The sequence below is a fragment of the Pseudoalteromonas sp. DY56-GL79 genome (assembly GCF_041414765.1).
GTDB lineage: Bacteria > Pseudomonadota > Gammaproteobacteria > Enterobacterales > Alteromonadaceae > Pseudoalteromonas > Pseudoalteromonas piscicida.
Window position 1 is genome coordinate 12,646 of sequence record NZ_JANHZS010000039.1, and the last position, 25,433, is coordinate 38,078.

Consider the following 25,433-nt stretch of genomic DNA (forward strand, 5'->3'; position numbering starts at 1 on the left):
GTATGGCAAAACCCAATAAAAAAGGCCCTGTTAGAACTGTCGATATTTATTGTGCAGGATGCCGCCAGCAGCTATTTAAGTATCGTAAGGGAGGCAAGGGCAGTCTAGTTAAATGTTTTAAAGAACGGATCACCCAAGATTTTACCACCAACCAAATAAACTGCCCTCATTGTGAGCAAGAGTTTGCCCGCGATACATTAGTGAGAGGTGCGCCAGCACTGAAAATAATTGGTGGCAAGGTCACCTTCAAGTAGTCATTACTTCAATTTTCATTGCTCACTTTTTGTTGTTATCAGACAAATGTCCTGTCTTGAATTTTCCAATTTGTTACTATCTCGCCGTTTGGCTTTGCTGTTTCAATGAATGAAAATGACCCTTCCCATGGAACTGGGCCAGCCTCTTGGGTCTTGCTAAATGGAAAAAACATGATCGATTTAATGTTCGATATCATCGGTATGACAGGCACTTTCTTGGTTGTTGGTGCATTCTTTATGCTACAGCTGGAAAAGGCATCTCCCGATAGTTTAACGTATAACTTAATGAATTTAAGTGGTGCGATCCTACTACTGATTAGTCTTTGTTATAACTTTAACCTTGCAAGCTTTGTGATTGAGCTATTTTGGATTGCAGCCTCTCTAATTGGTTTATTTAAATATTTCAAAGCGAGAAAGTTGGCATCTGCTTAGAGTCTAAAAGAAAAGGCTAATCAAAAACTTGCGTAGTGGCTAGGAGCAAGTATTATTAAGTTAATCATATGCTGCTACGTAGGTTAGAGTAATCTAACACTACGAGTGAAGTGTGGGAACATAGAGCTCGTATAATATGAAAAACTTAAGCGCTTTAATTAAAGTCACACCATTATTACTTCCTTTTGCGGTAGTCGCTGAACCAGAAGCTACGGACTCCGACCTTTATCAGCTTTCATTTGAAGAGCTGTTGAATGTAAACGTCTCTATCGCAACCAAAACCGACGAAACGAGAGCATCGGTTCCCTCTAGTATTACTGTTTTTAATTCAGAACAAATAAATAGCCTAGGTGTCGACAGTGTTTATGATTTGATGAACTTTGTACCTGGCTTTCAATCTACTCGAGGCGATTGGGTCGGGGCTGTGCCAAAAGAGCATACTCGCGGTGTGTACTTGGATACTGGACATGTGTTAGTGATGATTGACGGCCAAAGGCTCAATGAGTCCTCATTTGGTAAAGCATCAGTCTACACACCTTACATTCCGATTGAGATTATCAATAAAGTTGAATTTATCCGAGGTCCCGGTTCCGCCCTGTATGGTAGTAACGCCTTTCTTGGCGTGATGAATATTATTACCAAAAAGCGTAATAATCAGCTCTCTGTTGGTTATGGTGAACACGGCAGTGCGCAAGCAGCGTTGAATCTTTCAAGGCAAGTGTCGGACGAAACACGGCTCTATGCCAATTTAGCATTTAATAAACGCTCAGGGGATAGCTATTTTGGAGGTGCTGTAAAAGACCCGTTAGAATCACTTTTTGTTGTATTTGGAGGTAGCCATCAAGCGTTAACATGGCAAGTAAGGTTTAACCGTACTCAACTTGATGAGTTTTTAAATCTTTCCCGTTATTCCCCTGAAAACGAGCATAAAAGTGAGAACTATGCAGCAACATTTGAGTATCATTGGCAAGCTACTGAGCAACTAGAGTTAACGCATAAGTTAAGCTTTATTGAGCATAATATAGAAAGTGCAGGACTCATCGTTACAGCAGCAGAAATTGGTATCACGCAAGGAGGGGACTTCTTAGTTGGTCCAGCTTGGCAATCCAGAGACTTAACTTATAACTTAGATGGTGGTTTTAAACAAAACGACCGGTTACAGTGGAATTTTGGCGTTGAGCTATCAAAAGAAGAACAAAGTAAAGCAGGCGTTAGAACCTCATATTACGATCAAAGTGCCGGTGATATCATCATCTATAACCACACTTATTTAGGTGATATTCAAACCATATCTGATTACACCCCTTTTTATCCGTTGCGACAAGACTTTGATTCCTATGCTGGATACGTTCAAGCAAAGTATCGGTTTAGCGAGCAACTGAGTATGTTCGCGGGTGCACGATACGACGAAGTGAAAGACATAGATGATAAATTATCGCCTAGGCTCGCGTTCGTTTATGGTTACGATGAGGCAAACACTTTTAAGTTGCAATATGGTGAGTCTTTTCGTACCCCTGTGAGCAACGAACTTAACTCAAACGATGATGTTACATCAGGTAATTCGGAGTTAACTTCAGAGTATGTAAAAACCACAGAACTTGTTTGGCACTATCAAGATGAGTCTAAACAGTTTGATGTAGTGTTATTTGATAATGAGCTTGAAGACTTCATTAATCTAGTACCAATAGATGATGAACAAGCTGAGTTTACATTTGATAACGTCTTTGAGACGAGCATGCAGGGTATTGAAGTTAATGCTAATTTTAATCTGAGTGGTACAACTTGGATACAAGGCGCATACACTCAGTTATTTGATGAGCCATTAAATGGCAGTTTTAAAAAGTTTGCTGCACTTGCCTTTACTCATAAAAGAGAGGCGGTAGAAGTAACTTTAAATGCAATTTGGCGAGATACAACATTTATACCTGCTCCCCCGGAGTCAATTGTCGATGATTTCGAGCAGTCAAGTTACTACCTCATCGGCGGCACCGTTTCTTTCAATTTGGATAATAATGCTAAAATTCAACTGAAAGCTGAAAATCTTTTTGATAAAAAGTACACCGTATTTGATCCAAGATTGATTGACGGTCATGTGCCACAACAGGGCAGAAATTTAGTGATTCAGTATATTAAGAATTTTAATTAGCTGATGGGGTAGGTGTTTATAGAATGAATGTGCCACCTATATGGTGGCACATTTTTTATTACTTAAAAGAACGTATAATCAACACGTAGGCTGATTGTGCGGCCATTTAGGTAGTTAATATACTCTTGAGCTGCTGAATTATTGGCGTTTCTAGAGCGAGCACGCATATAGGTAGCAGTTTCTTTATCAAATAGGTTATTAACGAAGACACTTAGTTTTAGACTATCACTTAGCTGAATACGGCCTGATACATTAAATACACTATATGCTGGTGTTTTATCTTCATCACGAACATTAAAGTGTGTTTTATATTCATCATAGAAAGAGTATTCGCCTCGGATGTAAGCATCTTTACCGAACAATTGAATATTTTGATCAAGCGCTAGGTATGCATTCCATTCTGGTACCATTGTCATCTTATCACCAGCACTTGCTGAGATAGAATCATTGTCTTCTGTGATCTCTGAGCTTGTATACGACGTGTTGAATGACATCGTTAAGTCGTCAGTTAAACGGGCCGTTGACTCAAACTCAAAACCTTCAGACTTAGCTTCACCACCGTTAGCTGTATATGAGAAACCACACGTGTCCATGTATACTGAAGTTTTAATATCAGTCCAATCGATGCGATAGATAGCGGCTGAGAAATCAACCTTTCTGTCAAGTACGCTTGCTTTAAAGCCTAACTCGTAGTTTTCGATAGCATCAGACGTGTAACGGTCTTTACGGTTTTTAGCAAGTGGATCGGCCTCACATGAAGCTGCTAATGGACCATTGTTACCACCTGGTCGATATCCTTCTGAATATAAACCATATACAGACATTTCTTCACTTGGACGGTAAGAAACACTGAACTTATAGCGGTTACCTGATTCTTCACCACTTAGATTATCTTCAGAAGTTGCCCAAATACCTTCTTGCGTGTAGTGAGAACCATCTTTAAGTTCAAAGCGGCGTACACCACCATTCACTTCAAGGCTACCGGAATCACCTAAATCAAATTCGTATGCAACATCCGCGAAGAAAGCGAGTTCTTCTGAGTAATCACGAATGTTGGTAAGGTTCCAGTTGTTTTGCGGGTTACCAAATGTATCTTTACCAATTTGTGTCGCATCCGCACCCCACCAATTAAGTGCTAACGCAGATACTTTGTCACCTTTTTCATGATATTGGTTTTGGTAGTCTGGATCATAGCCGTACTCAACTTCGTCATAGTAAGCGCCGATAGTCCAAGATAGAGGCGAGTTTACATCAATATTTTGGAAGCGCAGTTGGTGAGTCACGCGCTCATATTTGCGATGGTCAATGATCCAAGTACGGAACATATCTGACGCATCTAAGCGACTCCATGCAGTTTGAATGCTGTCTTCTTCATAAGTACGGTGAGAGCCTGCGTAAGTTAAAGACGCAATATCTAGGAAGTTATCATCCTGAATATTTAAAGTGAAAAGGTCATTAGTGGCATCAGACCATGGGTCCATTAAGTCCCACACTTGGTATTTTTGTGGTACGCCCTTGTTAGCGATTGGAGCGTTACCCGCGTTACATTGAGGTCGCTCTGCAGTTTCAGGGCAAGAAACTTTAAAGAAGTCGACATCATACCCGTAAGCCGCTTCCTCATTGGCAGTTAAGCTGTAGTCCCAATAATAACCTGGTGTAGAACGGTCACCTGTTGTTGTACCCGTGTCGCTGAATGTCGTATGTGCGTAGCCGAGAGTAACTGAAGTTTCTGGGTCCACTTGCCATAATAGTTGGCTGCGGATAAAGCCTCGATCTGCGTTACCCTGAACACCTGTGTTCATGTTAACCATTTGGTAACGTTCATGTTCTGTATTACCACTTACACGTAGTGCTAATGTATCATCAACAAGTGGAATGTTAACACCCATTGAAATATTACGATGTAGACCATCTACATCTTTTTCACTTCCAATCTGTGTAGATGCGAAAAATTCAAACTCATCAAGTACAGGCTTCTTAGTGATGATCCTCACCGTACCACCGATAGCATTGGAACCATAAAGTGTACCTTGTGGTCCTCGTAAAACTTCAACTCGCTCTACATCGTTTAAGTTTTCAAAAGTGAAAGGAACATCATCGACAAAAACACTGGTTGTATCTGGAAATGCTGTGTTACCTCCACTCAGCCCACGCAAAATAAGTTGACCTCTGGGAGAAGCAGCCCCTGCAAGTGTTCTATAAAAGTCTTCTGCTGATACTAAGTTACGATCAGCGATGTCCATAGCTGAGATAGTAGAAACCTGCATTGGGATTTCTATGATGGTTTCTTCTTTACGACGAGAGGTAACGGTAATTTTTTCAATTTGTTCTTTAGCACCGTCTTCTGGTTGCTCTTCCGCGGTTGCGTAAAAGCTTGCTGATGCAGCCAGCATGCTAAGGCAGAGAGTACTCTTAGCAAATGGTATCTTCCCCAGTGGTTTCATTGTGATTTCCTTTATTGTTTTTGTGTGAAAAATGCAATAGTACCCATATCGGTACTGTTGCTTATGTATCAATGAAGGGTAAAAATAATTTATTAATGTAAATTATTCAAGTTTAATGTAACTTTATTTTTGTTGTGGTGTTTTTGTTTTACTTAAGTCTATACTAATCATAAGGTTACTAATCTGAAAAATAATGCATAGAAATATGGAATTAGCCAAAAGTCTAATAAGGTTTGGAATATTTAATTCTAAGAAAACACTCGTTATCGGGGTTTCTGGCGTTCAGGGCTCTGGTAAATCAACACTCAGCTATTCTCTTTGTAAACAACTTAGGGAAGTTGGCATTGCCTGTAAGTGTGTGTCTCTTGATGATTTTTATTTAGACCCAGAAGAGCGGGCAGTGCTTGCTTCAAAGTTTCATCCGCTGTTTCAACAAAGAGGCTTGCCTGGTACTCATGATCTGCAACTATTACAAGGTGTTATAGACAGGTTTAAACGCGGCGAAGCATTAACTTTACCTGTATTTGATAAATCAATTGATAGGAAGTTGCCAAAATCAAAATGGCGAGAAGTTGAGGCGGGTTTACAGGTACTGATTATCGAGGGGTGGTGTATGGGAGTGGAGCCGCAGCCTAGCGATGAGTTAGCATCTCCCGTTAATCAATTTGAGCAAGAGTTTGATAAAGACGGTTCGTTTCGCTTACAAGTGAACCACATTTTATGTGAAGAGTATCAAGCTATTTTTTCACAATTAGATAGTCTCATTTATTTAAATGGAATGAGCTTCGACAGAGTACATCAGTGGCGCCTGCAACAAGAGCATATGCTCAAAGCATCGACTGGAAAGGGGATGAGTGATGAGCAAGTTAGACAATTTATTCAGCCATTTCAACGCCTTTCGGTATGGGGGATGCAAAGCTTACCAAACATCGCAGATATTGAAGTGTGTTTGGGTGAGGATAGAGAAGTTCTGCAAATAAACACTCAGCTTGGCGAATACACAAGCTGAGTGTAATTTTTGTTAAAGTTGATGAGTTATGCTGCTAGCTCTTCAACACCAACGATTAGCCAAGGTGCATCTCCCGTCGTTTTACGCTCTAAGTGCCATATTTCGTGGATAGGTTCCTCTTGCATGTCGCCGAGATCACGATATTTTCCAGTAAACTTAATGCTTACTTCCCAAACGTCAGGACGTGTATCAGCACGAACTAACTCAGCGTCAACAAACATCACCTCAGTGTTAACGTCACCTTGTTGCTCTCGTTCACGCTTGAACTCTTCAACCAACTCTGGGCTCAAGTATTCAGAAACCGTCGAAAAGTCGTTGTTATTCCAAGCGGTTTGGATGGTTTGATAATGCTGTCTTGCGCCTTGTAAAAAGCCATTGATGTCAAAATCTCTCGGCAAATTCATAGGCACGCTACTTGCGCCAAAACCACCGCCAATTGGTCCTTGGCTTTGAAATTGCTGTGGTGGAGTATTGTTGTAGCCACCCATAGGTGGTGCGCCGGCATAACTTGGCTGCTGTTTTCTTGCAAGCATGCCCTTAACCAATTTGAAAATTAAAAAGGCAGCAGCGGCAAGCAGAATCATTTCAAGGAATTGAAATCCTTCAAAATCATCGCCAAGCATCGCGGCAATTAGACCTCCGGCTAGTAATCCGCCGAGTACACCAGCCATAATGCCTTTTTTACTCGATTTAGGCTTTGTTGTAGATTTTGCATTTAATGCTTGTGTATCAGTTTGCTGCTTTTGCTGAGTTGTTTGCGTTTGATTCGTTTTTCCTGAGCTCTTACTACCAAACTTCTTTCTCGCTTCAGCATTAAAACTGGCTGTAAATAAAAAAGAAACAAGGGAAAGTAACACAATGAAATGTCTCATAAAGTTCCTATATACCAAAATAACTGCCGCCATTGTAAAGAACTAATATGGCTATTTAAATAGGTATGTACCTCAATTAAATTTGTATTTTGAGAGGTTTAGTAAGGATATTGAGACACCGCCCCAAAGAGTGGGGCGGTGGCGTTATAACCAGCGTAGTGAGCTTGTCACTTCTGATTGGAAGGTTTCAATCGGCGTACCTCGGTTTGCCACCAGTATGGTGTTGGCTTTACCATCATGAGCAATCAAGCCTTCAAAGCGGCTATCACCAAAGCTATCTTTGCCGTCAATCGTACTTTGTTGACCAGCTGGCACGACAAAAACCGTGAGTGGACCAAACTCGGATTGCATAACCAAGTGAAGGCTTTTTTGGCCTTTAAAATTACAAAATGTCGCGTAAACCACTTTACCCGGCAAGTTGTCGAACTTACCCCCAAACATCGCGAGCTTCTCGTTCACGGTTTGCAGTGACACTGTTTCTTGCTTTTGCAGTGCATTTTCTTCGTAATACACATGAGCAAGCGCATGTTCACCGGTATCGACAGGATGTCCAAAACCACCAAAGTAAAAGACCACAGCGGCAAAAAATACGCTGGCGGCAATCGCAAATGGTGCAGTAGCACGTCTAAACCAAGACACTCTCACCACTTTTTGTTCTTCCGTTTCAAGCTCCTTTTGCTTTGCAATTATCTTATCAGCCAACCCCTCAGGCACATCAATATCGAGTGATTTTCCCAAGAAATCGTCGAAAGCTTGCATTTCTTCGACCAGTGCTTGCAACTCCGGTTGCTGTTCGGCCTGTTTCTTGACCTCTTCATCATGAGGATCAGCAACTAGGCGGCGTCGAAATTCGAGTTCATCCATCAGTTTGATGCCCCCTTTATTGGTTTATATTCAGTCGTTAAAGCGTCTTTTAGCTGGTTGCGAGCACGGTATAACCTTGTCATCACCGTGTTTTTATTCAGCTCAAGTATATCGGCGATTTCATCCCCAGAGCATCCCATCACCACTTGCAGTAGCAGTGGTTCACGATATTCTGGTGCTAAGTTGGCTATTTGTCGTTGCACAACGGTTTGCTCCATTGTATCGTCCAAAGCCGAACTGGTATCGTCGACCAGCGTATCTTGTTCAACCTCCGCATAGTCAAATTGCTTGCGCTCAAAACGGCGTGCATTCTCTCGTCTTAAAATAGTTAATAACCAAGGCTTTGCTGCATTTTCATCTTGTAATGAATCGAGTGCGCGCCAAGCCCGCAAAAAAGTTTCTTGTACTAAGTCTTCTGCTATTGTCGGATCGCCAGACAACCAATAAGCGAACTTATATAGCTCTTTATGGTACATCCGAACCAGTGACTCGTAGTGATGTTGTTTACTGGCCATATCTATGAGACCTATCTTTTTGCAGGTTTATTTCAACAAAAACTCATTTTATTTTAGTTGATTTTGGGAGTGTATCTGACACCAAGCATAATTGATCTGTTAATTATTTACTAACAAATCAAGTTCGTCTTGCAATAAAAAAGCGCCCTGAGGCGCTTATTGATATAGATTGCCTAAATTTTGGCTTTTATTTGCGTGAACTGTGCTTTTTACACTGGTTTTAATTTCACCATATAGTTGAGACAAGTCTACTTTTGCACTATTGCCCCCATACAACGAGCTTTGTAGCGTTTGTACTTGTGCTCGCAATGAGCTGGGTTGAAGTGCTAGCCATTGTGTCATGGTGATATTTTGTTGTTTGGTGTAGCGCAGTAGCGCTTGATAAAAGCCCGCTGGGTTATCTTGCTTAACCGCTTCTGCAAACGAAATAAAAGGTGCTGGATTTTCAGTAGTGACCGTATTTACTACTGAGTTTGCGGCCGATTTTGCTCTGAGACGCCATATTAGTAATGTTACTATCCATAATGCGTATCCAAAAGCGGCGAGTCCCCACATCCATAGCGGGATAACTTGCTCTGTGATCACGTTGGTTTGCGTAGCCGTTGATGGATTTACGCTTGGACTTGAAAGCGGCTGCGGGATTGGAGCTGCCTGTGGTAAGGCTGGCTGATTTGGGTCATGAATCACGCCGACAGACTTACTTGGTAATGTCGCAAACTCTTCACGTTTAGTGATGGTGTTAAACCAAGGTAGTTTTACTTCAGGCAGAGTAAAATCTCCGGCAAGTTGCGGTAGGTAAGCAAATGAAATGGTTAACTGTGAGATGACTTTTCCATCTCGGGTAATTTGCTTGCGCTCTGATGCGTCTGGATAAATTCTAAAGCCATTAACGTCTTCAAGCTGAATGTCAGGAAGCTGCTCTTTAGTAACACCTACTGCAGTGAGTGTTAGTGTTCGCGTGATGGGCGTCCCAACCATAAACTCGGTATCTTTGGGCTGCCATTCTTCAGAAAAATTCAAATATTCACTGGGTAGCCAGTTATCAGCAGCGTTAGCTGGAATTGGAGATACTGAAAAGTCAATGGTATTGCCAACCGCAGAAGTCGCCATTCTACGATAGCCATCTCTGATCTGGCCGTTGAAGATCGGCGGCTCTATGCTGAAATCACCACTTTTTTGTGGTTGGATCATATATTCGCGAGTGAGCACCATGTAGCGTCGGCCGTCAATAACTTCGTATTCTTCACTGGCTTTGCCCAATTGTGTGAAATTAGCGCCATCTGAGATTGGGGCACTCAGTTGACCATCTAGTAGTTCTTTTCCTACATAGAGCTTAACGGTATAAAGCGCAGCCTGTTGAACATAGAGATTTTTTGTCTTGAGTTCGGTTTTTACGAATATATCTTCACTTTGCTGCTCATCATCACGAGCGACAACTTTTATTTCGATCGGCTGGGTCGTTTCACCATCTACATCTAACGCAGGAATGGTGTAAGTACCCGGAGTGCGAGCAACGAGCTGCATTTGCCAGGTAGTGGAGCTTGAAACACTACCATTAATGATACTGGTTCTAGAACTGGTATTCACCGGGCTGGTGATAAAGTCGTTACTAAGCACAGAAACATCAGGAATGGTGCCTTTGACTTTGCCCTCAGCGATAATCGACAACGTGAAATATTCACCTGCGAGCACCGGGTTTTTGTCTACGCTGGCTGTGAGATTATCCAAAGCCAACGATGTTTGGCTTAATATCAACAAAGACAGAAAAAATAGAATGCGTTTTACCATGATTTTTCAGCTCCTCTTGGTAGACGTCTTTGTTTGCGTTGTTGCGCTTCTAGTTGCATTTTATTTCTCAATAATATGGCCGGATCATCAGGCACTTTTCTAAGCAGTTGATTAAGCTGTTGCGCTTTCTCAATTTCTTCGGGGGTAAGTGGCCGACTATCTTGCATCATTGCTGCCTGTGCCTTTTCTCCATCCTGCGGTGATTGCTCGGGATCGGGCATAGGTGCGGCTTGTGCTTGCTGCTGTTTTTGCTCTTGAGTTTGTTCCTCGGCTGCTTGCTGGTCTTGGCGGGCAGCATCTAGCTCTGGCTCGTTGTTGTTTTGTTTTGACCCACTTCCTGCTTGTGGATTCTGTTGGTCTTGCTGACCTTGTTGGTCTTGCTGACCTTGTTGGTCCTGCTGACCTTGCTGGTCCTGCTGACCTTGTTGGTCTTGCTGACCTTGTTGGTCCTGCTGACCTTGTTGGTCCTGCTGACCTTGTTGGTCTTGCTGACCTTGTTGGTCTTGCTGACCTTGTTGGTCTTGCTGACCTTGTTGGTCTTGCTGCTCTTGCTGATCCTTTAACGCTTCGACTAACGCTTTATTATCCTTCGCTTGCGTAAACTCAGGATCTAAGGACAAGGCTTTTTCGTAGGCAGAAATTGCGTCGTCTAACTTACCAAGCCGTGCTAGCGCATTGCCTAAATTGTATTGGCCTTCTGCTGAGCTTGTTTGTTCGAGTGTTTTTACCGCTCCTTCGTAATCTCCGGCTTTATAAAGGGCTGCACCTCTTAGTACCGGATTATCGGCAAGCGCTGCTTCATCGAACGCTTCATTTTGGTAGGCCTGCAGCGCGTTTTGGTCGCTATTTTTAAACCACTGTGTCCATTCATTCGCCAGTGCTTTTTGCTGCGGCAACATCGCAAAAACAACCAAAGCACTGAGCATAACTGCGTGATTTCGAACCAATAGCAGTGCAAGTGGGATAAGTACAATCAGCAGATACATTCCCGCATCTACTCGCCACTTAGCACTTTCTTGGTCGCGTTTAAGCACCGATGTATTTGCACCCAAATTAGGTTTAAATGTCTCTATGTCACTGCTGTCAGCAGTATAGCTGGCAAATTTTCCACCTTTTACTCTAGCCAGTTTTTCAAGTCGAGTCGGGAATAACTTTGGCACGACTATCTGACCATATTGGTCTTTTAAAAAGCCGCCTTCAGGTAATTTGATTGGTGCGCCTTGCGCTGTACCTAAGGCATAGATACTTAACTTAAATGGGCTGTCAGAAAGAAGCTTTTGTACATCTTCTGCGTCTTCCTGTTCGAGTCCATCGGTTACCAAAATAATGTCACCATAGGTTGCACTTGCACCTGTTAACAGGCCAATGGCTTCTTCGATGCCTGCATACACGTTAGAGCCTTTTGAGGGCATGATCTCTGGACGAAGGCTCGGGATCAAGTTCTCAAGTGTGGTGACGTCCGTTGTGAGTGGCGATACAGTAAAAGCATCGCCTGCATAGGCAACTAAACCTGTTTCGCCTTCTTTAAATTGCTTTAGCATGTCTAAAGTTTTAAATCTCGCTTGCGTTAAGCGGTTTGGCGTGAGATCGGTTGAGTACATAGAATAAGACATATCGAGCACTAACACTCTAGGTGCCTGAGTTTTAAAAACCGGTACTTCTTGTTTTTCGATACTTGGCCCTGCAACCGCAATAATGGCCAACAAAAAGAACACAATTCCAAGCCAAGAGTTACTTTGTTTTTGGTGTTTTTGACCATCGGCTCCCATCACCACCTTCATCAGGTGCGGTGCGATAAGTTGCGCTGATTTTTGATTAGACTTTTTAGACCATTGCAATGCACTGTATATCACCCAAGGAATGAGTAACCAAAGCAGGTGTGGGCGAATAAATTCAAATGCCATCATATATTTACCCTCTTAATTTTGTTCTTAATACGAGACTTAGCTGAGCCACAAAAAGCAAGCCGAGTATCGCGAGGAGAGGAATATAAAACAGTGAAATCTTAGGACGGAAAGTCTGTGTTTCATCACTTATCGGCTCTAGCTCATCGAGCATAGCGTAGATCTGTTGTAGGCCTTCCACGTCTTTTGCGCGAAAATATTGCCCACCAGTTTCTTTGGCGATATGTTGCAACGTTTTCTCGTCGATACTACTACCGGCCATAGAATTAAAACCAAATAAACCAAAACCGCGTCTACCATCTGAGCCAACACCAATAGTATAAATTTTTATGCCTTCTTCTCGGGCTAAGATCAGTGCTTCTTCTGGTTGAAGGTTGCCCGCGGTGTTTTGACCATCGGTCAGCAAAATCAAGATTTTGTTACTTTGTTCACGTTCACCAAAACGCTTAACCGACAAACCTATAGCATCACCAATCGCTGTGGCGCGTCCAACTAAACCAATTTGTGCCTCACTTAGCATTTGGCTAACCGTCGCTAAATCCCGAGTGAGTGGTGTTTGCAAAAATGCGGTGTCACCAAAAAGAATAAGTCCCAGACGATCTCCTTGGCGCGCTTCGATAAAGTCGCTAACAACAGCTTTGACGACAGACAATCTGTCCACTAAGCGACCTTGGTATTCCATATCTTGCTCTGTCATTGAAGCCGACAAGTCAACGGCAAGCATAATATCGCGTCCCTCATTTGGCACAACGATTGGGTCGTCAAGCCAGGTCGGGTTTGCCGCTGCGGTTACCAGTAATAGCCAGATGAGAGTTTCCACTAGGCTTACTTTTGCGCGCTTATTGAGTTGATTTGTGCTCGCGAGTTGTAACTTTGCGGCACTTGGCATACGAATATTGATGTTGGTCTGCGCGATACTCGGTTTAAACTTCGCAATTAGCCAAGGCAGAGGTAACAATAAAAAAGCAAGGGGCCAACTAAACTCAAACATCGAGACGCTCCTTCACTTTGAAGGTATTAATCGCACGACATAGTTTATCGCTGAGTGCGGGGTCTTGAGTCGGCGCATATAACGAGTCGAGCTCTTGCTGAGTGAGTTCAACGCGTGTGAGTCTTGCTTGCAGCGTTAACCATTCTTGGCCCGATCTACTCGCAGCGGTATCACCATAATAATGTTTTACTAAACGTTTGAGTATGATGTGTAATGCTTGGGCATTATCCTGCAAATGACTCAGTTTTACGGCTTCCTTTTTTGCCTTTAAAAATTGCTGGCGACGATACAATAGCCAACACATAACCCCAAATATTGTGAGTAGAACACAAATCGCTCCCCACATTGGATAAGAAAGTGGCCACCAGCTCACGCTTTGAGGGATGACCACGTCATTAAGCTGGTCGAGTGGATTGACTTGCATTTAACCCCTCATGATTTGTAATTCGATTGGTAATGACGCGTCGTACTTTTGTAACGACATACCAGAGCGCTTAAGTAGCGCTAATCTTCGATTGAAAAAGTCAGACGCATTTTGCGAGAATTTGTCTCTAAATTGCTGGTCCATCAAGGGCAATGTCCAGTTTTGCTCACCCGCTGAGACCTCAATCGCTTGACTGTATTCAGGCAGATGATGCTCAAAAGGATCGCTTACCATACAACCAATTACTTCGTTATGGCGAGTGGCACGCTCTAGCAATTTAAAGCTTTCATCATTCAACTCCGTAAAGTCCGAAAGGAGATAAATCAGGCTGCCGGGTTTGGCTAGATGCACAAGTCGTTTTAAATTCTCATTGAAACGATCCCCCGAGGGTTGGGTCTCTTTTTGAATTAATGCTTGTTCGTGTAGGGCACAAAACTGATGAGCTAGCGCAAGCACTCCACGGTCGCGAGCAATCGGTTTTAGCTCGTGGTGATTGCTGTCATTAAATACCACACCACCAACACGATCGCCGCGTTGGCATGCAGCCCAAGACACCAAAATGCCTAAGTGTGCCGCGAGCACCGACTTAAGTAACAGCTTTGAACCAAATAGCATGCTTGAGGAAAAGTCACAAAATACAAAAACGGGACGTTCTTTCTCTTCTTGAAAGAGTTTCGTGTGTGCTTCACCGGTACGCGCGGTAACGCGCCAGTCAATTGCACGAATATCATCACCATATTGGTATTGTCTGACTTCAACGAACTCCATACCTCGACCTTTATGCGGTGCGAGGTATTGTCCTGATTGAGCACTTTTCACTTTTCCTCTCGGTTTGAGCGAAAGTAAATGCGCTTTGGACTTATAAAAAAGTAGCTCTTTCAGGCCGAGTTCGACACCATTACTGTGGCTTTCATTAAACCAGCTGGCTGAATTAAACTGCTTGATGTCGTTCATAGTATTATGGAACAGCAACCAATTCTAAAATCTTACTGATCACCTGATCTTTGGTGATCCCATCCGCCTGTGCTTCATAACTCAGCACGATACGGTGGCGTAGCACGTTATGCACCACAGCTTGAATATCTTCTGGTGTGACAAAGTCTCTGCCTTGTAGCCACGCATGAGCACGAGAACATTTATCAAGCGCAATTGTAGCTCGAGGACTCGCGCCATAATCAATCCAGCTTGCAAGCGTTGCATCAAAGCGTTGTGGCTGTCTGGTCGCAATAATCAATTGCACAAGATATTGCTCTAGTGGCTCAGCAAGATGCATGCTTAGTACGGTTTTACGGGCCTCAAATAGGGTTGCTTGACTAATCGGTGTGAAGGTTGCTTGGTACTCCTCCAACGCCTCGCCACGAGTGAGGCGTAAAATATCGACCTCGGTTTCTGCATCCGGATAATCGATATTTAGATGGAGTAAAAAGCGGTCAAGCTGTGCTTCAGGTAACGGATATGTACCTTCTTGCTCAAGCGGGTTTTGCGTTGCCATTACCATAAATAGCTCAGGTAACGGATACGTTGTTTTGCCAACGGTTATTTGGCGCTCGGCCATTGCTTCTAGTAGCGCTGATTGCACTTTGGCTGGGGCTCGGTTGATTTCGTCAGCCAAAATCAAATGATGAAAAAGCGGGCCTTTCTCAAATACAAATTCATTGGTTTGTTGGCGATAGATATCTGTACCAGTTACATCAGACGGCAATAAGTCTGGGGTAAATTGGACGCGTTGGAAGCTCCCTTCAATGCCTTTAGCCAGCGCATTTACTGCACGGGTCTTAGCAAGACCAGGGGGGCCTTCAACCAATAAATGACCATCTGCTAAAAGCGCGATAAGCAAGGATTCGGTCAGTGCACTTTGTCCTAAAATTTGGGTATCTAAATATTCTTTTAGTTGAGAAAACTCGTTTACTGCCATGAGACTGCCTTTTAAGCCGACAAAAATAAAAATAGTTATATGGACGCTGAATGAATAATCAAGTTGATTAGACCCATAATTTTAGAAAAGTTCATAAATTTTAAATAACAATTTCAAATACTTTGAGATTGCTTGAAAAAGCATCTAAAGTTGGTTTTCACGGTTTAAAAAGCAGCCATTTCGTGCTTTGCTATTGGCAACTTCGATTTGGTTGTTTAGAATCGGAGGAAATTAACAGGTCAGACCTGTCAGCGGGAGAGCAAAATTCATGTCTGAACAAAACATACTAAAAACATCAAAAGGCGACCGAATCGCTATCGTGAGCGGCCTGCGTACGCCATTCGCAAAGCAAGCTACCGCTTTTCACCACGTTCCAGCCCTAGATTTAGGCAAAATCGTCGTCAACGAAATGCTTGAGCGTTTGAACTTCGATCGTAAAGAAATCGACCAACTGGTATTCGGTCAAGTTGTACAAATGCCGGAAGCACCAAACATTGCGCGTGAAATCGTGCTTGGCACTGGCATGCCAGTTTCGGTTGACGCTTACTCTGTATCACGTGCATGCGCAACCAGTTTCCAAGCGATTGCTAACGTTGCAGAGAGTATTATTTCAGGCCAAGTGAGTGTCGGTGTTGCTGGTGGTGCGGATTCTTCATCAGTGTTACCGATTGGCGTGAGCAAAAAGCTTGCAGGTAGCCTTGTTGACTTGAACAAAGCGCGTACGCTTAAGCAGCGCTTACAGATTTTCTCAAAGCTAAGACTCAAAGACTTATTACCAGTGCCACCTGCAGTTGCAGAATATTCAACTGGCTTATCAATGGGGCAAACCGCTGAGCAAATGGCTAAGACTCATGGGATCAGCCGTGCAGATCAAGATGCGATGGCGCACCGCTCACATACCTTAGCTGCAAAAGCATGGTCGGAAGGCTTATTAAATAATGAAGTGATGGCTGCCCATGTTGAGCCATACAAAAGCTTTATTGATAAAGATAATAACATCCGTGAAAACTCCTCATTGGAAAGCTACGCCAAGTTAAAGCCTGTATTTGACAGACAGCACGGCTCAGTAACTGCAGCAAATGCAACGCCACTGACCGATGGTGCAGCGGCAGTATTAATGATGAGCGAAAGCAAAGCCAAAGCACTTGGCTACGACATCTTAGGTTATGTGCGTAGTTTCGCCTTCTCCGCAATCGGCGTACACGAAGATATGTTGATGGGTCCTGCGCATTCAACGCCTGTCGCACTTGACCGTGCGGGCATTACACTTGCTGATCTTGACCTGATAGAAATGCATGAAGCTTTCGCAGCGCAAGCGCTGTCCAATATGAAAATGTTTGGCTCAGACAAATTCGCGCAAGAAAAACTTGGTCGCAGTAAAGCAATTGGCGAAATCGACATGGATAAGTTTAACGTGCTTGGTGGTTCACTTGCATATGGTCACCCATTCGCAGCAACCGGTGCACGCTTGATCACGCAAAGCTTACATGAGCTTAAACGCCGCGGCGGTGGTCTTGCATTGACAACTGCCTGTGCTGCAGGTGGTCTTGGAGCCGCATTCGTATTGGAGAGCGCATAATGTCAGTATTTTCTTATGAATTAAACGACCATAAAGTCGCCATCGTTACAATCGACGTACCGGGCGAAAAAATGAACACCCTACGTGATACATTTGCTGATGAATTATTAGAGATCATTGCAAAGAGTAAGCAAGACGACGTAACGGGTATGGTTTTTATCAGTGGTAAAGACGATAACTTTATAGCGGGTGCAGACATTAAAATGTTAGACAGCGCGAAAACCCGTGAAGATGCGTTAGCGATTTCGGAAATGTGTCATAAAACCTTCTTTAAATTGGCTGATTTACCATTCCCGACCGTTGCTGCGATCCACGGTGTAGCACTGGGTGGCGGCTTGGAGTTTGCGCTGGCTTGTGATTACCGTGTATGTACTGAAGACAGCAAGACTAAACTGGGTCTTCCAGAAGTACAGCTTGGTCTATTGCCAGGTGGTGGCGGTACACAGCGTCTACCGAAATTAGTTGGTATTCAAAAAGCACTTGAATGGATGCTAACTGGTAAACAAGTTCGACCTAAGCAAGCGAAAAAAGCGGGCCTAGTTGACGATTCCGTGCCACACAGTATTCTACTCGACGTAGCGGTGAAGCTTGCCAGAAAAGGTAAGCCTAAGCCTCGCAAACCGAATTTAGACAAAATTAGCCAATTGCTAGAGTCTAACCCGTTCGGACGCAATATCATTTTCAAAAAAGCACAAGAAAATGTTGAGAAGAAAACGGGTGGTCACTATCCAGCGCCGCTCGCTATCATCAAAGCGGTACGTGCATCTGTAGAGCTGGACAAGCTTAAAGGTTATAAAACCGAAGCCGAGGGTTTTGCTGATTTAGTGATGTCTGAAGTATCGCGCTCGCTACGTGGGATTTTCTTTGCCACAACGGAAATGAAAAAGGATTTCCAAGGTGAAGATCTTGCTCCTGTGAAGCGTGTTGCAGTGCTAGGTGGTGGCTTAATGGGCGCAGGTATTACCCATGTTAGTGCGGTTAAAGCAGGCACTCCAGTACGTATTAAAGATGTTGCGCATCAGGGCATTAGCAACGCATTAAATTACAGCTATAAGATCCTAACTCAACGCCAAAAGCGTCGTATTATTTCAAAGGCAGAGATGCAGTCAACTTTGAATATGATCACGGGGACAACAGATTACTCTGGTTTTAAACACACAGACATGGTGATTGAAGCTGTATTTGAAGACTTAGACCTTAAACAGTCGATGGTGGCGGATATTGAACGCGAATGTAGTGAGAGTACGATATTTGCAAGTAATACGTCATCATTACCAATCGGTCAAATCGCTGCAAAAGCGACGCGTCCTGAAAACGTAATTGGTTTGCATTATTTCTCGCCAGTAGAAAAAATGCCGCTGGTGGAGATAATTCCGCACGAAACTACTAGTGATGAGGTTATTGCGCGCACTGTGGCTTTTGCTCGTAAGCAGGGGAAAACCCCAATCGTAGTAAAAGACAAAGCTGGTTTTTACGTAAACCGTATTCTGGCACCTTATGTTAACGAAGCGGCAAATCTTTTGCTTGCCGGTGAACCGATAGAGAAAATCGATCAAGCCTTGGTTGAGTTTGGTTTCCCTGTTGGTCCTCTTGCGCTTCTTGATGAAGTCGGTGTAGACATTGGCTCTAAGATTGCGCCAATTTTAGAAAAAGAATTAGGTGCTCGCTTTAAGGCGCCGGATGCTTTTGCACGTATGATAGATAGCAAACGCCTAGGTCGCAAATCTGGTCGTGGTTTCTATACCTATGAAGGTAAAAAAGGCAAGCAAGTGGACGAGTCTGTTTATGAGTTACTCGGTGTCACGCCTTCTCCTAAGTTGAATAAACAAGAAATTGCGAACCGCTGCGTTGCACAGATGCTCAATGAGGCTGCGCGCTGTCTTGACGAAGGTATTATTCGTAATGCAAGAGATGGTGATATCGGTGCTATTTTTGGCATTGGTTTCCCTCCATTCTTGGGCGGTCCATTTAGCTATATGGACAAAAAAGGCGCCAATAAGGTGTGTTCAGAGCTATCAACATACGCTGCTGACAACCCTGTATTTACACCTGCGGAGCCGCTACTTGCAATGGCCGAAGAAGGCAAAGCTTATTACGAGTAACGATACCAATTTATCTTAATTGAAAATATCCTATCTGTAAGCCGCTGTAATGCGGCTTTTTTCGTTCTCTGGTCTAGACTTAATAGCTGTAATGGTATGTAACTTTTGTACCATCGACATGGATTCTACAGCACCTAGACGGTCTCTAATTTCTTCTATCTACTGCGCTCTAGGATTTGCTGAATTTGGACAGCAGAGTATATGAATAAACGTATTTTTTTGCAGATCAGTGGCTTAGTTATTTTTACTATTTTGGTGAGTGGTGGCCTATTTTATTGGTCCACTTTGTTAAACCACTCCATTTCCTCATTTCATCAGTCATGGCAATCAGAAACTGAAGTTGCAATTAAGCGTGCTGAACTGCTAGCTGAACTGGAGCGTAGCTTTGGTTATAACGGCTTTATTCATCACTTTAAAAATTATGTACTACGCCAAGACGAGATCTATTACGAACAGGCTTTAGCTGATGTTGAAGCGGCCAAAGCGACAATCCTGAAATTGCAAAGTACGGCGCTTAGCAGCCAAGAGACAAAGGCATTAGCCATTATTCAACACACCTTTGATGAATATACACAAATGCTTGCGCTTGCTAAATCAAAATTTACATCCGGAAGGTTGAACTCTGAAGTTGTGGATCGTTTAGTGAGAGTAGATGACACGGACGCAGAAGCTGCATTTAATTATTTGCGTAAGTCGATTGGAGAGAAGTTTGAGCTTGCAAAGCAAAACCAATCGGTAAAGCTTGCTCAAACCCAAGAGTTGAGTAACACCGGTATATTGTTGCTGCTACCGATAGTCTTGTTGTTTGCTTGCTTAAACATCTTTACGCTCATTTTTGTGGTTAAACTTATCAACGAAAAGCGAAAGTTATTCAACTCTACTCCTGATGCTATTTTATATTGTGATAAAGACGGTAGGCTTACAGAGGTCAATAAGGCCTGTACAGATTTATTTGGCTATCAGCCTCAAGAGCTATTAGGTATGCAAGTTGAAGACCTCATTCCAGAGCGGTATACCGGTAAACATGTTGTGGACAGAGAGAAGTTCCAAGGAACCTCTACCATGCGTAGAGTGACGCATGATGGCCTAAAAATTGTAGGGCGGCACCAATCAGGTGTAGAGATCCCAGTAGATATCGCGTTATCCACGGTGTCCGTCTCTAAAAATGATGTTTTTATTGCGGTGATCCGAGATTTACGTCAAGAACAAGAATTGAAGAACCGGGCTGAACTGGATTTCTTAACTCAGGTTATGAATCGCAGAAAGATTGAAGCGCTGTTGAAAGAAGAAGTGCAGCGAGCCATACGCTATCATCGAGCGCTTTCGCTACTGGTAATCGATGTTGATCATTTTAAACAATTAAATGACACTGCAGGACATCAAGATGGTGATAATGCATTGAAAGAAGTTGGGCAATTCTTAAGAGAGCAGGCACGACCAAGCGACCATATTGGACGATGGGGCGGTGATGAATTTGTAATTATCTGCCCCGAGACTAGACCGGATGCCGCGCTTAATTTTGCACAACGACTGGTGCATGAATTTACTCGTTTCACCAGCTTTGGACTGACATTTAGCATTGGCGTCGCGGGGTATGAGCTTATTGGTGAAAGCTTTAATCACAAACGATGTTTTGAAGAAGCTGATTTAGCCCTCTATGAGTCGAAAAAGTCAGGTCGAGATCGTGCTTCGCTTTATATCGCGCCACGCAGATCTCTTGACAAAAAGGCATAGTCTAAAACGAGATCTTTTACTTTGGCCGTTAAAAACCTTACAATTTGCGCCCAGTTTAGACTTGTGGCGGATGTTGATGCATAAAATAGAAGACCTCATTGCTGTTTTTAATGGGTTATTCCTGCACACGCTTAACACGGAGCTGGTAGTGGGCGACGATGAGCCTATCTATCTACCTGCAAATGAATCATACCCTCATCACCGCATTATTTTTGCTCATGGCTTTTATGCCAGTGCTTTGCATGAAGTTGCACATTGGCTCGTTGCGGGTGAAGCACGTCGGCAACTCGAAGATTACGGCTACTGGTATTGTCCCGATGGACGAGATAAGGCGCAGCAGCTCGAATTTGAAAAAGTGGAAGTGAAACCACAAGCGATTGAGTGGGCGTTAAGTGTCGCGGCTGGTTTTTCATTTAATGTTTCCGTTGATAACCTCAATGGTGAACAAACTTGCCGTTTCAGCTTTCAACAACGAGTGCATCAGCAAGTGCTAGCTTTATTAGAAAGTGGATTTAATACCAGAACGACTCAACTACTCAACGCATTAAGCAATTTTTATAATACACCTTGGCCGTTACGCCAGCAGCAATTTAACTGGGATATCCCGACAGAGCTAAGCATGGAGTTTGACGATGCAATTTAAGCTTGGACTTATCATCAATCCTTTAGCTGGGCTTGGTGGGAGCGTTGCACTAAAAGGTAGCGATGGTGCAGAAACAGCCCAACAAGCGTTGGCGTTAGGTGCAGAGCCTCGCGCTAATCAGCGAGCAAAAACGGCTTTAACACAATTACTTTCACATCAACAAAATATCGAAATATACACTGTTAATGGTGAGATGGGGGAGCGTACGGCAAAAGAGCTGGGTTTTAACACCCAAGTGATTTATCAAACTCAAAGTACGGCAACTCGTCCTGAAGATACCGAGACCGCAGCGCAGATGATGCAGCAGCTCGGTGTCGATTTGATTTTGTTTGCTGGTGGCGATGGCACTGCCCGTAACATTTGCCACGCGGTGGGTGATTCATGCCCTGTACTTGGGATCCCTGCTGGGTGCAAAATTCATAGTGGCGTATACGCGATAACGCCAAAAGCAGCAGGTAGAGTCGTTGAACTTTTGGTTACCGGAGAGCTCGTCTCTATTGGCGAAGCCGATGTGATGGACATTGATGAAGCTGCATTTCGTGAAGGGACTGTGCGCGCTAAGCGATTTGGTGAAATGCAAGTGCCGACCGAGCTGAGATATGTGCAAGCGGTGAAAAATGGTGGCAAAGAAAGCGATGAGCTGGTGTTGGCTGATATCGCCGCCTATGTGGTTGCCGAAATGGAAGAAGACGAAACCTACATTATGGGGTCTGGTTCTACCGTTGCAGCAGTGATGGAAGAGATGGGACTTAACAATACACTTCTTGGTGTTGATGTTGTAAGGGACCAAGCGCTGATCGCGCAAGACCAAACCGCGCAGCAATTGTTGTCGCTTGCTGATGACAAAACAAAGTTAGTGATCACATTAATTGGTGGGCAAGGACACATTTTTGGCCGCGGTAATCAGCAGCTAAGCCCTAACCTCATCAAAAAAATCGGTAAAGATAATATTATCCTTATCGCCACAAAATCGAAATTAAAGGCCTTAAATGGTCGTCCTTTAATTGCTGATACCGGTGACGAACAACTTGATGAGTCCTTAGCTGGATTTATTAAAGTGATCACTGGATTCAATGACCATGTAATGTACGCCATTGGCCATCAAGAATAATTTAGGAATAAATATGTCTTTAGTAGAATATGTAGAGAAAGCGCAGCAGTTTTTTGATGAGCTTGTCGATAGAGCGAGCGATGATGAACTATTTGCTGGCGGCTATTTACGCGGCCACTTTGACTTAGCGGTAGGCTATGCGCAAGTAGAGGAAGCAGATCTTTCGATTGATGAGTTAAAAGCCAAAGTTGAGAGCAGCTTGGTAAAAGCATACCGAAATGGAGAGCTAAATGACGATGATAAAGCGCACGTAGTTTCTATTTGGGAGCAGGTGCAAAATCTAAAATAAATGCACCTCGCTCGAGTGTAGCAGATGCTAGGGCCTGTTGACCTTTGCTGTTTGATTTTTGTTCTCCTGAGTGTGTTTTGGTAGCGACGCTCGACTTGCCGCCTAGTAATCTAGGTAAAAGTTGAGCAACAATGAACAAAGCGCACTCAGGTGAACCCAAAGGGCAGCGCTTGATTAGCATTTCTACTGTGTTATCGCCTGACTCACATAGAATAACTATGCTACGCAGGCTCTGCCTTGTATAAATACCAATCAAACTGCTGCAAAAACAAACTTGAGAGATAAACAGGCCCTAGAAGTCTAATTTGCATCTGCTACTCAGCCTCTTTTGGCCTTACATCAAAAATCGCCAATAGATGAATAACAGTGCAAAGCCCACTAAATAAACCAGCCCCAGTCCCGTTAAAATCTTGGTGTACATGGGTTGACGGCGATAGATCTCACCTTTCACTAATCCTAAATTCATCCAAGCAAAGATGGGAGTAGTGACAAACGCTGAGCTCATGGCAAACATCAGCATGCTCTTTAAGTCGGCTTTAAAAAACAGCACTACGGCCATACCAAGCGCTGCTTGTAGCAATAGAATGAGCGTGTAACTCTTTTTTGTTGTGTTAGGGCGTAACAGCTGAAGCGATTCACTAAGCACTCGGGAGTAGCCATCTAACACCGTGATCGTTGTGCCAAACATACATAAAAATGCGACGCCTGCAATTAGCCATCTGGCCCATTCGCCAATCGTATTGGCATACATATCAATGAGCTGCTGTGAGAACGCAACACCTGCGAGTTCAACAGGCTTATCTTGACCATATTGCATGAGCATACCGAGCAAACAAAAAACGACCGCAAGACCCAGCGTAACAAAATATCCCACCTTGAAATCCAGTAGGATCTGGCTACTTGTTAGCGGTTGTTTAGCCATCTTCGTTTTTAGCCAAGAGGAATTAATAGCAGAAATCTCGATTGGTGCAGGCATCCAACCCATTAAAGCAACTAAAAACCCCAGTAGTGCGATGTCGTAGGGGGAAACCGGATCAATGGGGGCTGGATGGGCAGGTCCATTATGAGCCGCAATGGCAAGCGCCATAACCGTGGAAATGGTCAAAATTATCATTACCCATTTGCTAGTCACATCAAGTATTTTGTAGTGTCCAACCAGTAAGATTGTCAAGCAGCTAGCCAAAAGTATAAAGCTTAACAATTCAATATTTATTGGAAATGGCAGCGAGTAGCTCAAGAGACTTGCGGTAAGTAATAGCACACCTGCGGTATTTACAATGGCTGCGAAAATATTGAGTAGCACAAAAACCTTAAATCCGAAGCGGTAATGTGCGTGATAGCCTTCGACGACAGTGTGCTTAGAGTGACTTGTGTACTCTACTGCATATTTAAAAAAGGGATATTTGAGCAAATTAACGGCAACAATTAGCCAGATCAATTGACTACCAAATAGTGCCCCAGCCTGAGTTGACGAAACGAGATGTGAACCACCGATAGCAGCAGTTGCCATTAATATTCCAGGCCCAAAGATGGCAAACTTGCCTTTAAGAGATAGCAGCGCTGGCAATGTAAATTCCTTAAGTCATTGTTATTTTAATTTTGCTGCCAGTCTACGAAGTTTTAAGAATTGCCGCAATACTGTCGTTGAGTCGCATTTCAAAGATGGTGTTGAGTGTGAGATAACTAGTCGCTTACTCATCCTGCTCTAAGAAGTATTCATCTAGGTCTTCTTTGATGTCCTGATAATCATCTTCATCTAAATTTAAAACCTTCAATACATCCGCTTTCATTAAGTGCCAATCAGGCGCTGCAACAAAACGTTTATTGATATGTACAAAATTTTCAGCCATTTTTAGAGCAGAGAAAGCTAATTTCTGTTCTTCATCTTTACAGTTCCCCAAAAACTCGGGGTCATGATGGCATAAAATCATCTGACAAATACTTTGTGGCAAGTTCCAGGAAGCCGCGAGGAAGTAGCCGATAATAGCGTGATTGGTCTCGTACTTTTCTTCTTCGTGTTCGACTAACAGCTTGTCATAATCTTTGTTAGCGGCAATAAGCGTTTCCATATAATCTGGGTAATTAACCGCCATGGCGGCAATTCCTGCGTCGTGAAATAATCCTAGCAAGTGCAAGTTTTCGATAGGAACACGCGATTTAAGTTTATTACCAATTACCATGATGCTATCTGCGATGTCTGAAGCGTTATCCCAAAACCGCTCCAAACTGATACAACATTTACGTTGGTCAAAGGTTTGTTTGAGCAAAAAGCCGGTTACAAGCTTACTGATAGAGTCTAGACCTAGAAAGACGACAGCCTGTTTTACATCAGTTACTGTTCCGCGAATTCAACTCCGAAGTGCACCACTCGCTAAATTAAGCTGCTTTACGTAATTCATTGAATACTACAGCAGGCT

22 protein-coding genes and 1 pseudogene are annotated in these 25,433 nt (G+C 43.4%); 10 read left to right on the plus strand and 13 right to left on the minus strand.

All coding sequences use genetic code 11. The features are described 5' to 3' along the window. Positions 1-2 precede the first annotated feature (2 nt). From NO992_RS22180 to NO992_RS22190, 3 genes are all read left to right on the plus strand, one after another. Positions 3-254, plus strand: coding sequence for a hypothetical protein (locus NO992_RS22180; protein ID WP_010379245.1), 252 nt, complete (start codon positions 3-5; stop codon positions 252-254). A gap of 171 nt (positions 255-425) precedes the next feature. Then, complete coding sequence (locus NO992_RS22185; protein WP_010379248.1) at positions 426-686, plus strand: hypothetical protein; 261 nt, start codon at positions 426-428, stop codon at positions 684-686. A gap of 136 nt (positions 687-822) precedes the next feature. After that, positions 823-2,832: a TonB-dependent receptor plug domain-containing protein gene (locus NO992_RS22190; RefSeq protein WP_371380523.1), complete on the plus strand. Its 2,010-nt coding sequence runs from the start codon at positions 823-825 to the stop codon at positions 2,830-2,832. A 62-nt stretch (positions 2,833-2,894) separates the two neighbouring features. On the opposite strand, the gene NO992_RS22195 is transcribed toward NO992_RS22190, so the two are convergent. Beyond that, positions 2,895-5,276: a TonB-dependent receptor gene (locus tag NO992_RS22195; RefSeq protein WP_371380526.1), complete on the minus strand. Its 2,382-nt coding sequence runs from the start codon at positions 5,274-5,276 to the stop codon at positions 2,895-2,897. A gap of 205 nt (positions 5,277-5,481) precedes the next feature. On the opposite strand from NO992_RS22195, the gene NO992_RS22200 reads away from it, so the two are divergent. Beyond that, positions 5,482-6,285 (plus strand): kinase, encoded by an 804-nt coding sequence (locus NO992_RS22200; RefSeq protein ID WP_371380528.1) that lies wholly within the window; start codon positions 5,482-5,484, stop codon positions 6,283-6,285. A gap of 26 nt (positions 6,286-6,311) precedes the next feature. Here the strand turns inward: NO992_RS22200 and NO992_RS22205 are convergent, their stop codons facing one another. From NO992_RS22205 to NO992_RS22245, 9 genes are all read right to left on the minus strand, one after another. Then, positions 6,312-7,157: a Tim44 domain-containing protein gene (locus tag NO992_RS22205; protein ID WP_371380530.1), complete on the minus strand. Its 846-nt coding sequence runs from the start codon at positions 7,155-7,157 to the stop codon at positions 6,312-6,314. A 144-nt stretch (positions 7,158-7,301) separates the two neighbouring features. Continuing rightward, positions 7,302-8,021 (minus strand): DUF3379 family protein, encoded by a 720-nt coding sequence (locus NO992_RS22210; RefSeq protein ID WP_371380532.1) that lies wholly within the window; start codon positions 8,019-8,021, stop codon positions 7,302-7,304. Continuing rightward, positions 8,021-8,536, minus strand: a complete 516-nt coding sequence (locus NO992_RS22215; RefSeq protein ID WP_010379261.1) for a sigma-70 family RNA polymerase sigma factor — start codon at positions 8,534-8,536, stop codon at positions 8,021-8,023. Before NO992_RS22215 ends, NO992_RS22210 begins: the two co-directional genes overlap by 1 nt. Before the next feature lie 156 nt (positions 8,537-8,692). Then, positions 8,693-10,324, minus strand: coding sequence for a BatD family protein (locus NO992_RS22220; protein ID WP_371380534.1), 1,632 nt, complete (start codon positions 10,322-10,324; stop codon positions 8,693-8,695). After that, positions 10,318-12,228, minus strand: coding sequence for a VWA domain-containing protein (locus tag NO992_RS22225; protein WP_371380551.1), 1,911 nt, complete (start codon positions 12,226-12,228; stop codon positions 10,318-10,320). The genes NO992_RS22220 and NO992_RS22225 overlap by 7 nt, the downstream gene beginning before the upstream one ends. 7 nt (positions 12,229-12,235) lie before the next feature. Then, positions 12,236-13,219 carry a VWA domain-containing protein gene (locus NO992_RS22230; protein WP_371380536.1) on the minus strand — a complete coding sequence of 328 codons (984 nt, stop codon included), beginning with the start codon at positions 13,217-13,219 and terminating at the stop codon, positions 12,236-12,238. Next, complete coding sequence (locus NO992_RS22235; protein WP_010377718.1) at positions 13,212-13,643, minus strand: DUF4381 domain-containing protein; 432 nt, start codon at positions 13,641-13,643, stop codon at positions 13,212-13,214. Before NO992_RS22235 ends, NO992_RS22230 begins: the two co-directional genes overlap by 8 nt. Further along, entirely contained in the window at positions 13,644-14,597 is a 954-nt protein-coding gene (locus NO992_RS22240) for a DUF58 domain-containing protein (RefSeq protein WP_371380539.1), read from the minus strand. It lies immediately after the preceding gene. A 4-nt stretch (positions 14,598-14,601) separates the two neighbouring features. Continuing rightward, positions 14,602-15,558, minus strand: a complete 957-nt coding sequence (locus NO992_RS22245; protein ID WP_010377722.1) for a MoxR family ATPase — start codon at positions 15,556-15,558, stop codon at positions 14,602-14,604. Positions 15,559-15,826: 268 nt separating this feature from the next. On the opposite strand from NO992_RS22245, the gene fadI reads away from it, so the two are divergent. From fadI to NO992_RS22275, 6 genes are all read left to right on the plus strand, one after another. After that, entirely contained in the window at positions 15,827-17,137 is a 1,311-nt protein-coding gene (gene fadI / locus NO992_RS22250; RefSeq protein ID WP_010605222.1) for an acetyl-CoA C-acyltransferase FadI, read from the plus strand. Then, positions 17,137-19,239 (plus strand): fatty acid oxidation complex subunit alpha FadJ, encoded by a 2,103-nt coding sequence (gene fadJ, locus NO992_RS22255; RefSeq protein ID WP_371380542.1) that lies wholly within the window; start codon positions 17,137-17,139, stop codon positions 19,237-19,239. The genes fadI and fadJ overlap by 1 nt, the downstream gene beginning before the upstream one ends. Before the next feature lie 201 nt (positions 19,240-19,440). After that, entirely contained in the window at positions 19,441-20,973 is a 1,533-nt protein-coding gene (locus NO992_RS22260; RefSeq protein WP_371380544.1) for a diguanylate cyclase, read from the plus strand. 76 nt (positions 20,974-21,049) lie between these two features. After that, the gene (locus tag NO992_RS22265; RefSeq protein WP_045990526.1) at positions 21,050-21,616 is read left to right on the plus strand and encodes an elongation factor P hydroxylase; all 567 of its coding nucleotides are present in this window, start codon (positions 21,050-21,052) and stop codon (positions 21,614-21,616) included. After that, positions 21,606-22,727, plus strand: a complete 1,122-nt coding sequence (locus NO992_RS22270) for an ATP-NAD kinase family protein (RefSeq protein WP_253106918.1) — start codon at positions 21,606-21,608, stop codon at positions 22,725-22,727. The genes NO992_RS22265 and NO992_RS22270 overlap by 11 nt, the downstream gene beginning before the upstream one ends. A 13-nt stretch (positions 22,728-22,740) precedes the next feature. Next, entirely contained in the window at positions 22,741-23,016 is a 276-nt protein-coding gene (locus tag NO992_RS22275) for a YfcL family protein (RefSeq protein ID WP_371380547.1), read from the plus strand. Here NO992_RS22275 and NO992_RS22280 read toward each other — a convergent pair. From NO992_RS22280 to NO992_RS22290, 3 genes and pseudogenes are all read right to left on the minus strand, one after another. Further along, positions 22,985-23,197, minus strand: coding sequence for a hypothetical protein (locus NO992_RS22280; protein WP_366034027.1), 213 nt, complete (start codon positions 23,195-23,197; stop codon positions 22,985-22,987). The two genes, NO992_RS22275 and NO992_RS22280, sit on opposite strands and share 32 nt — an antisense overlap. Before the next feature lie 153 nt (positions 23,198-23,350). Further along, the gene (locus tag NO992_RS22285; protein ID WP_371380549.1) at positions 23,351-24,583 is read right to left on the minus strand and encodes an NRAMP family divalent metal transporter; all 1,233 of its coding nucleotides are present in this window, start codon (positions 24,581-24,583) and stop codon (positions 23,351-23,353) included. A 124-nt stretch (positions 24,584-24,707) separates the two neighbouring features. Next, positions 24,708-25,355: pseudogene (locus tag NO992_RS22290) on the minus strand (HDOD domain-containing protein); the annotation flags it as partial. Positions 25,356-25,433 lie beyond the last annotated feature (78 nt).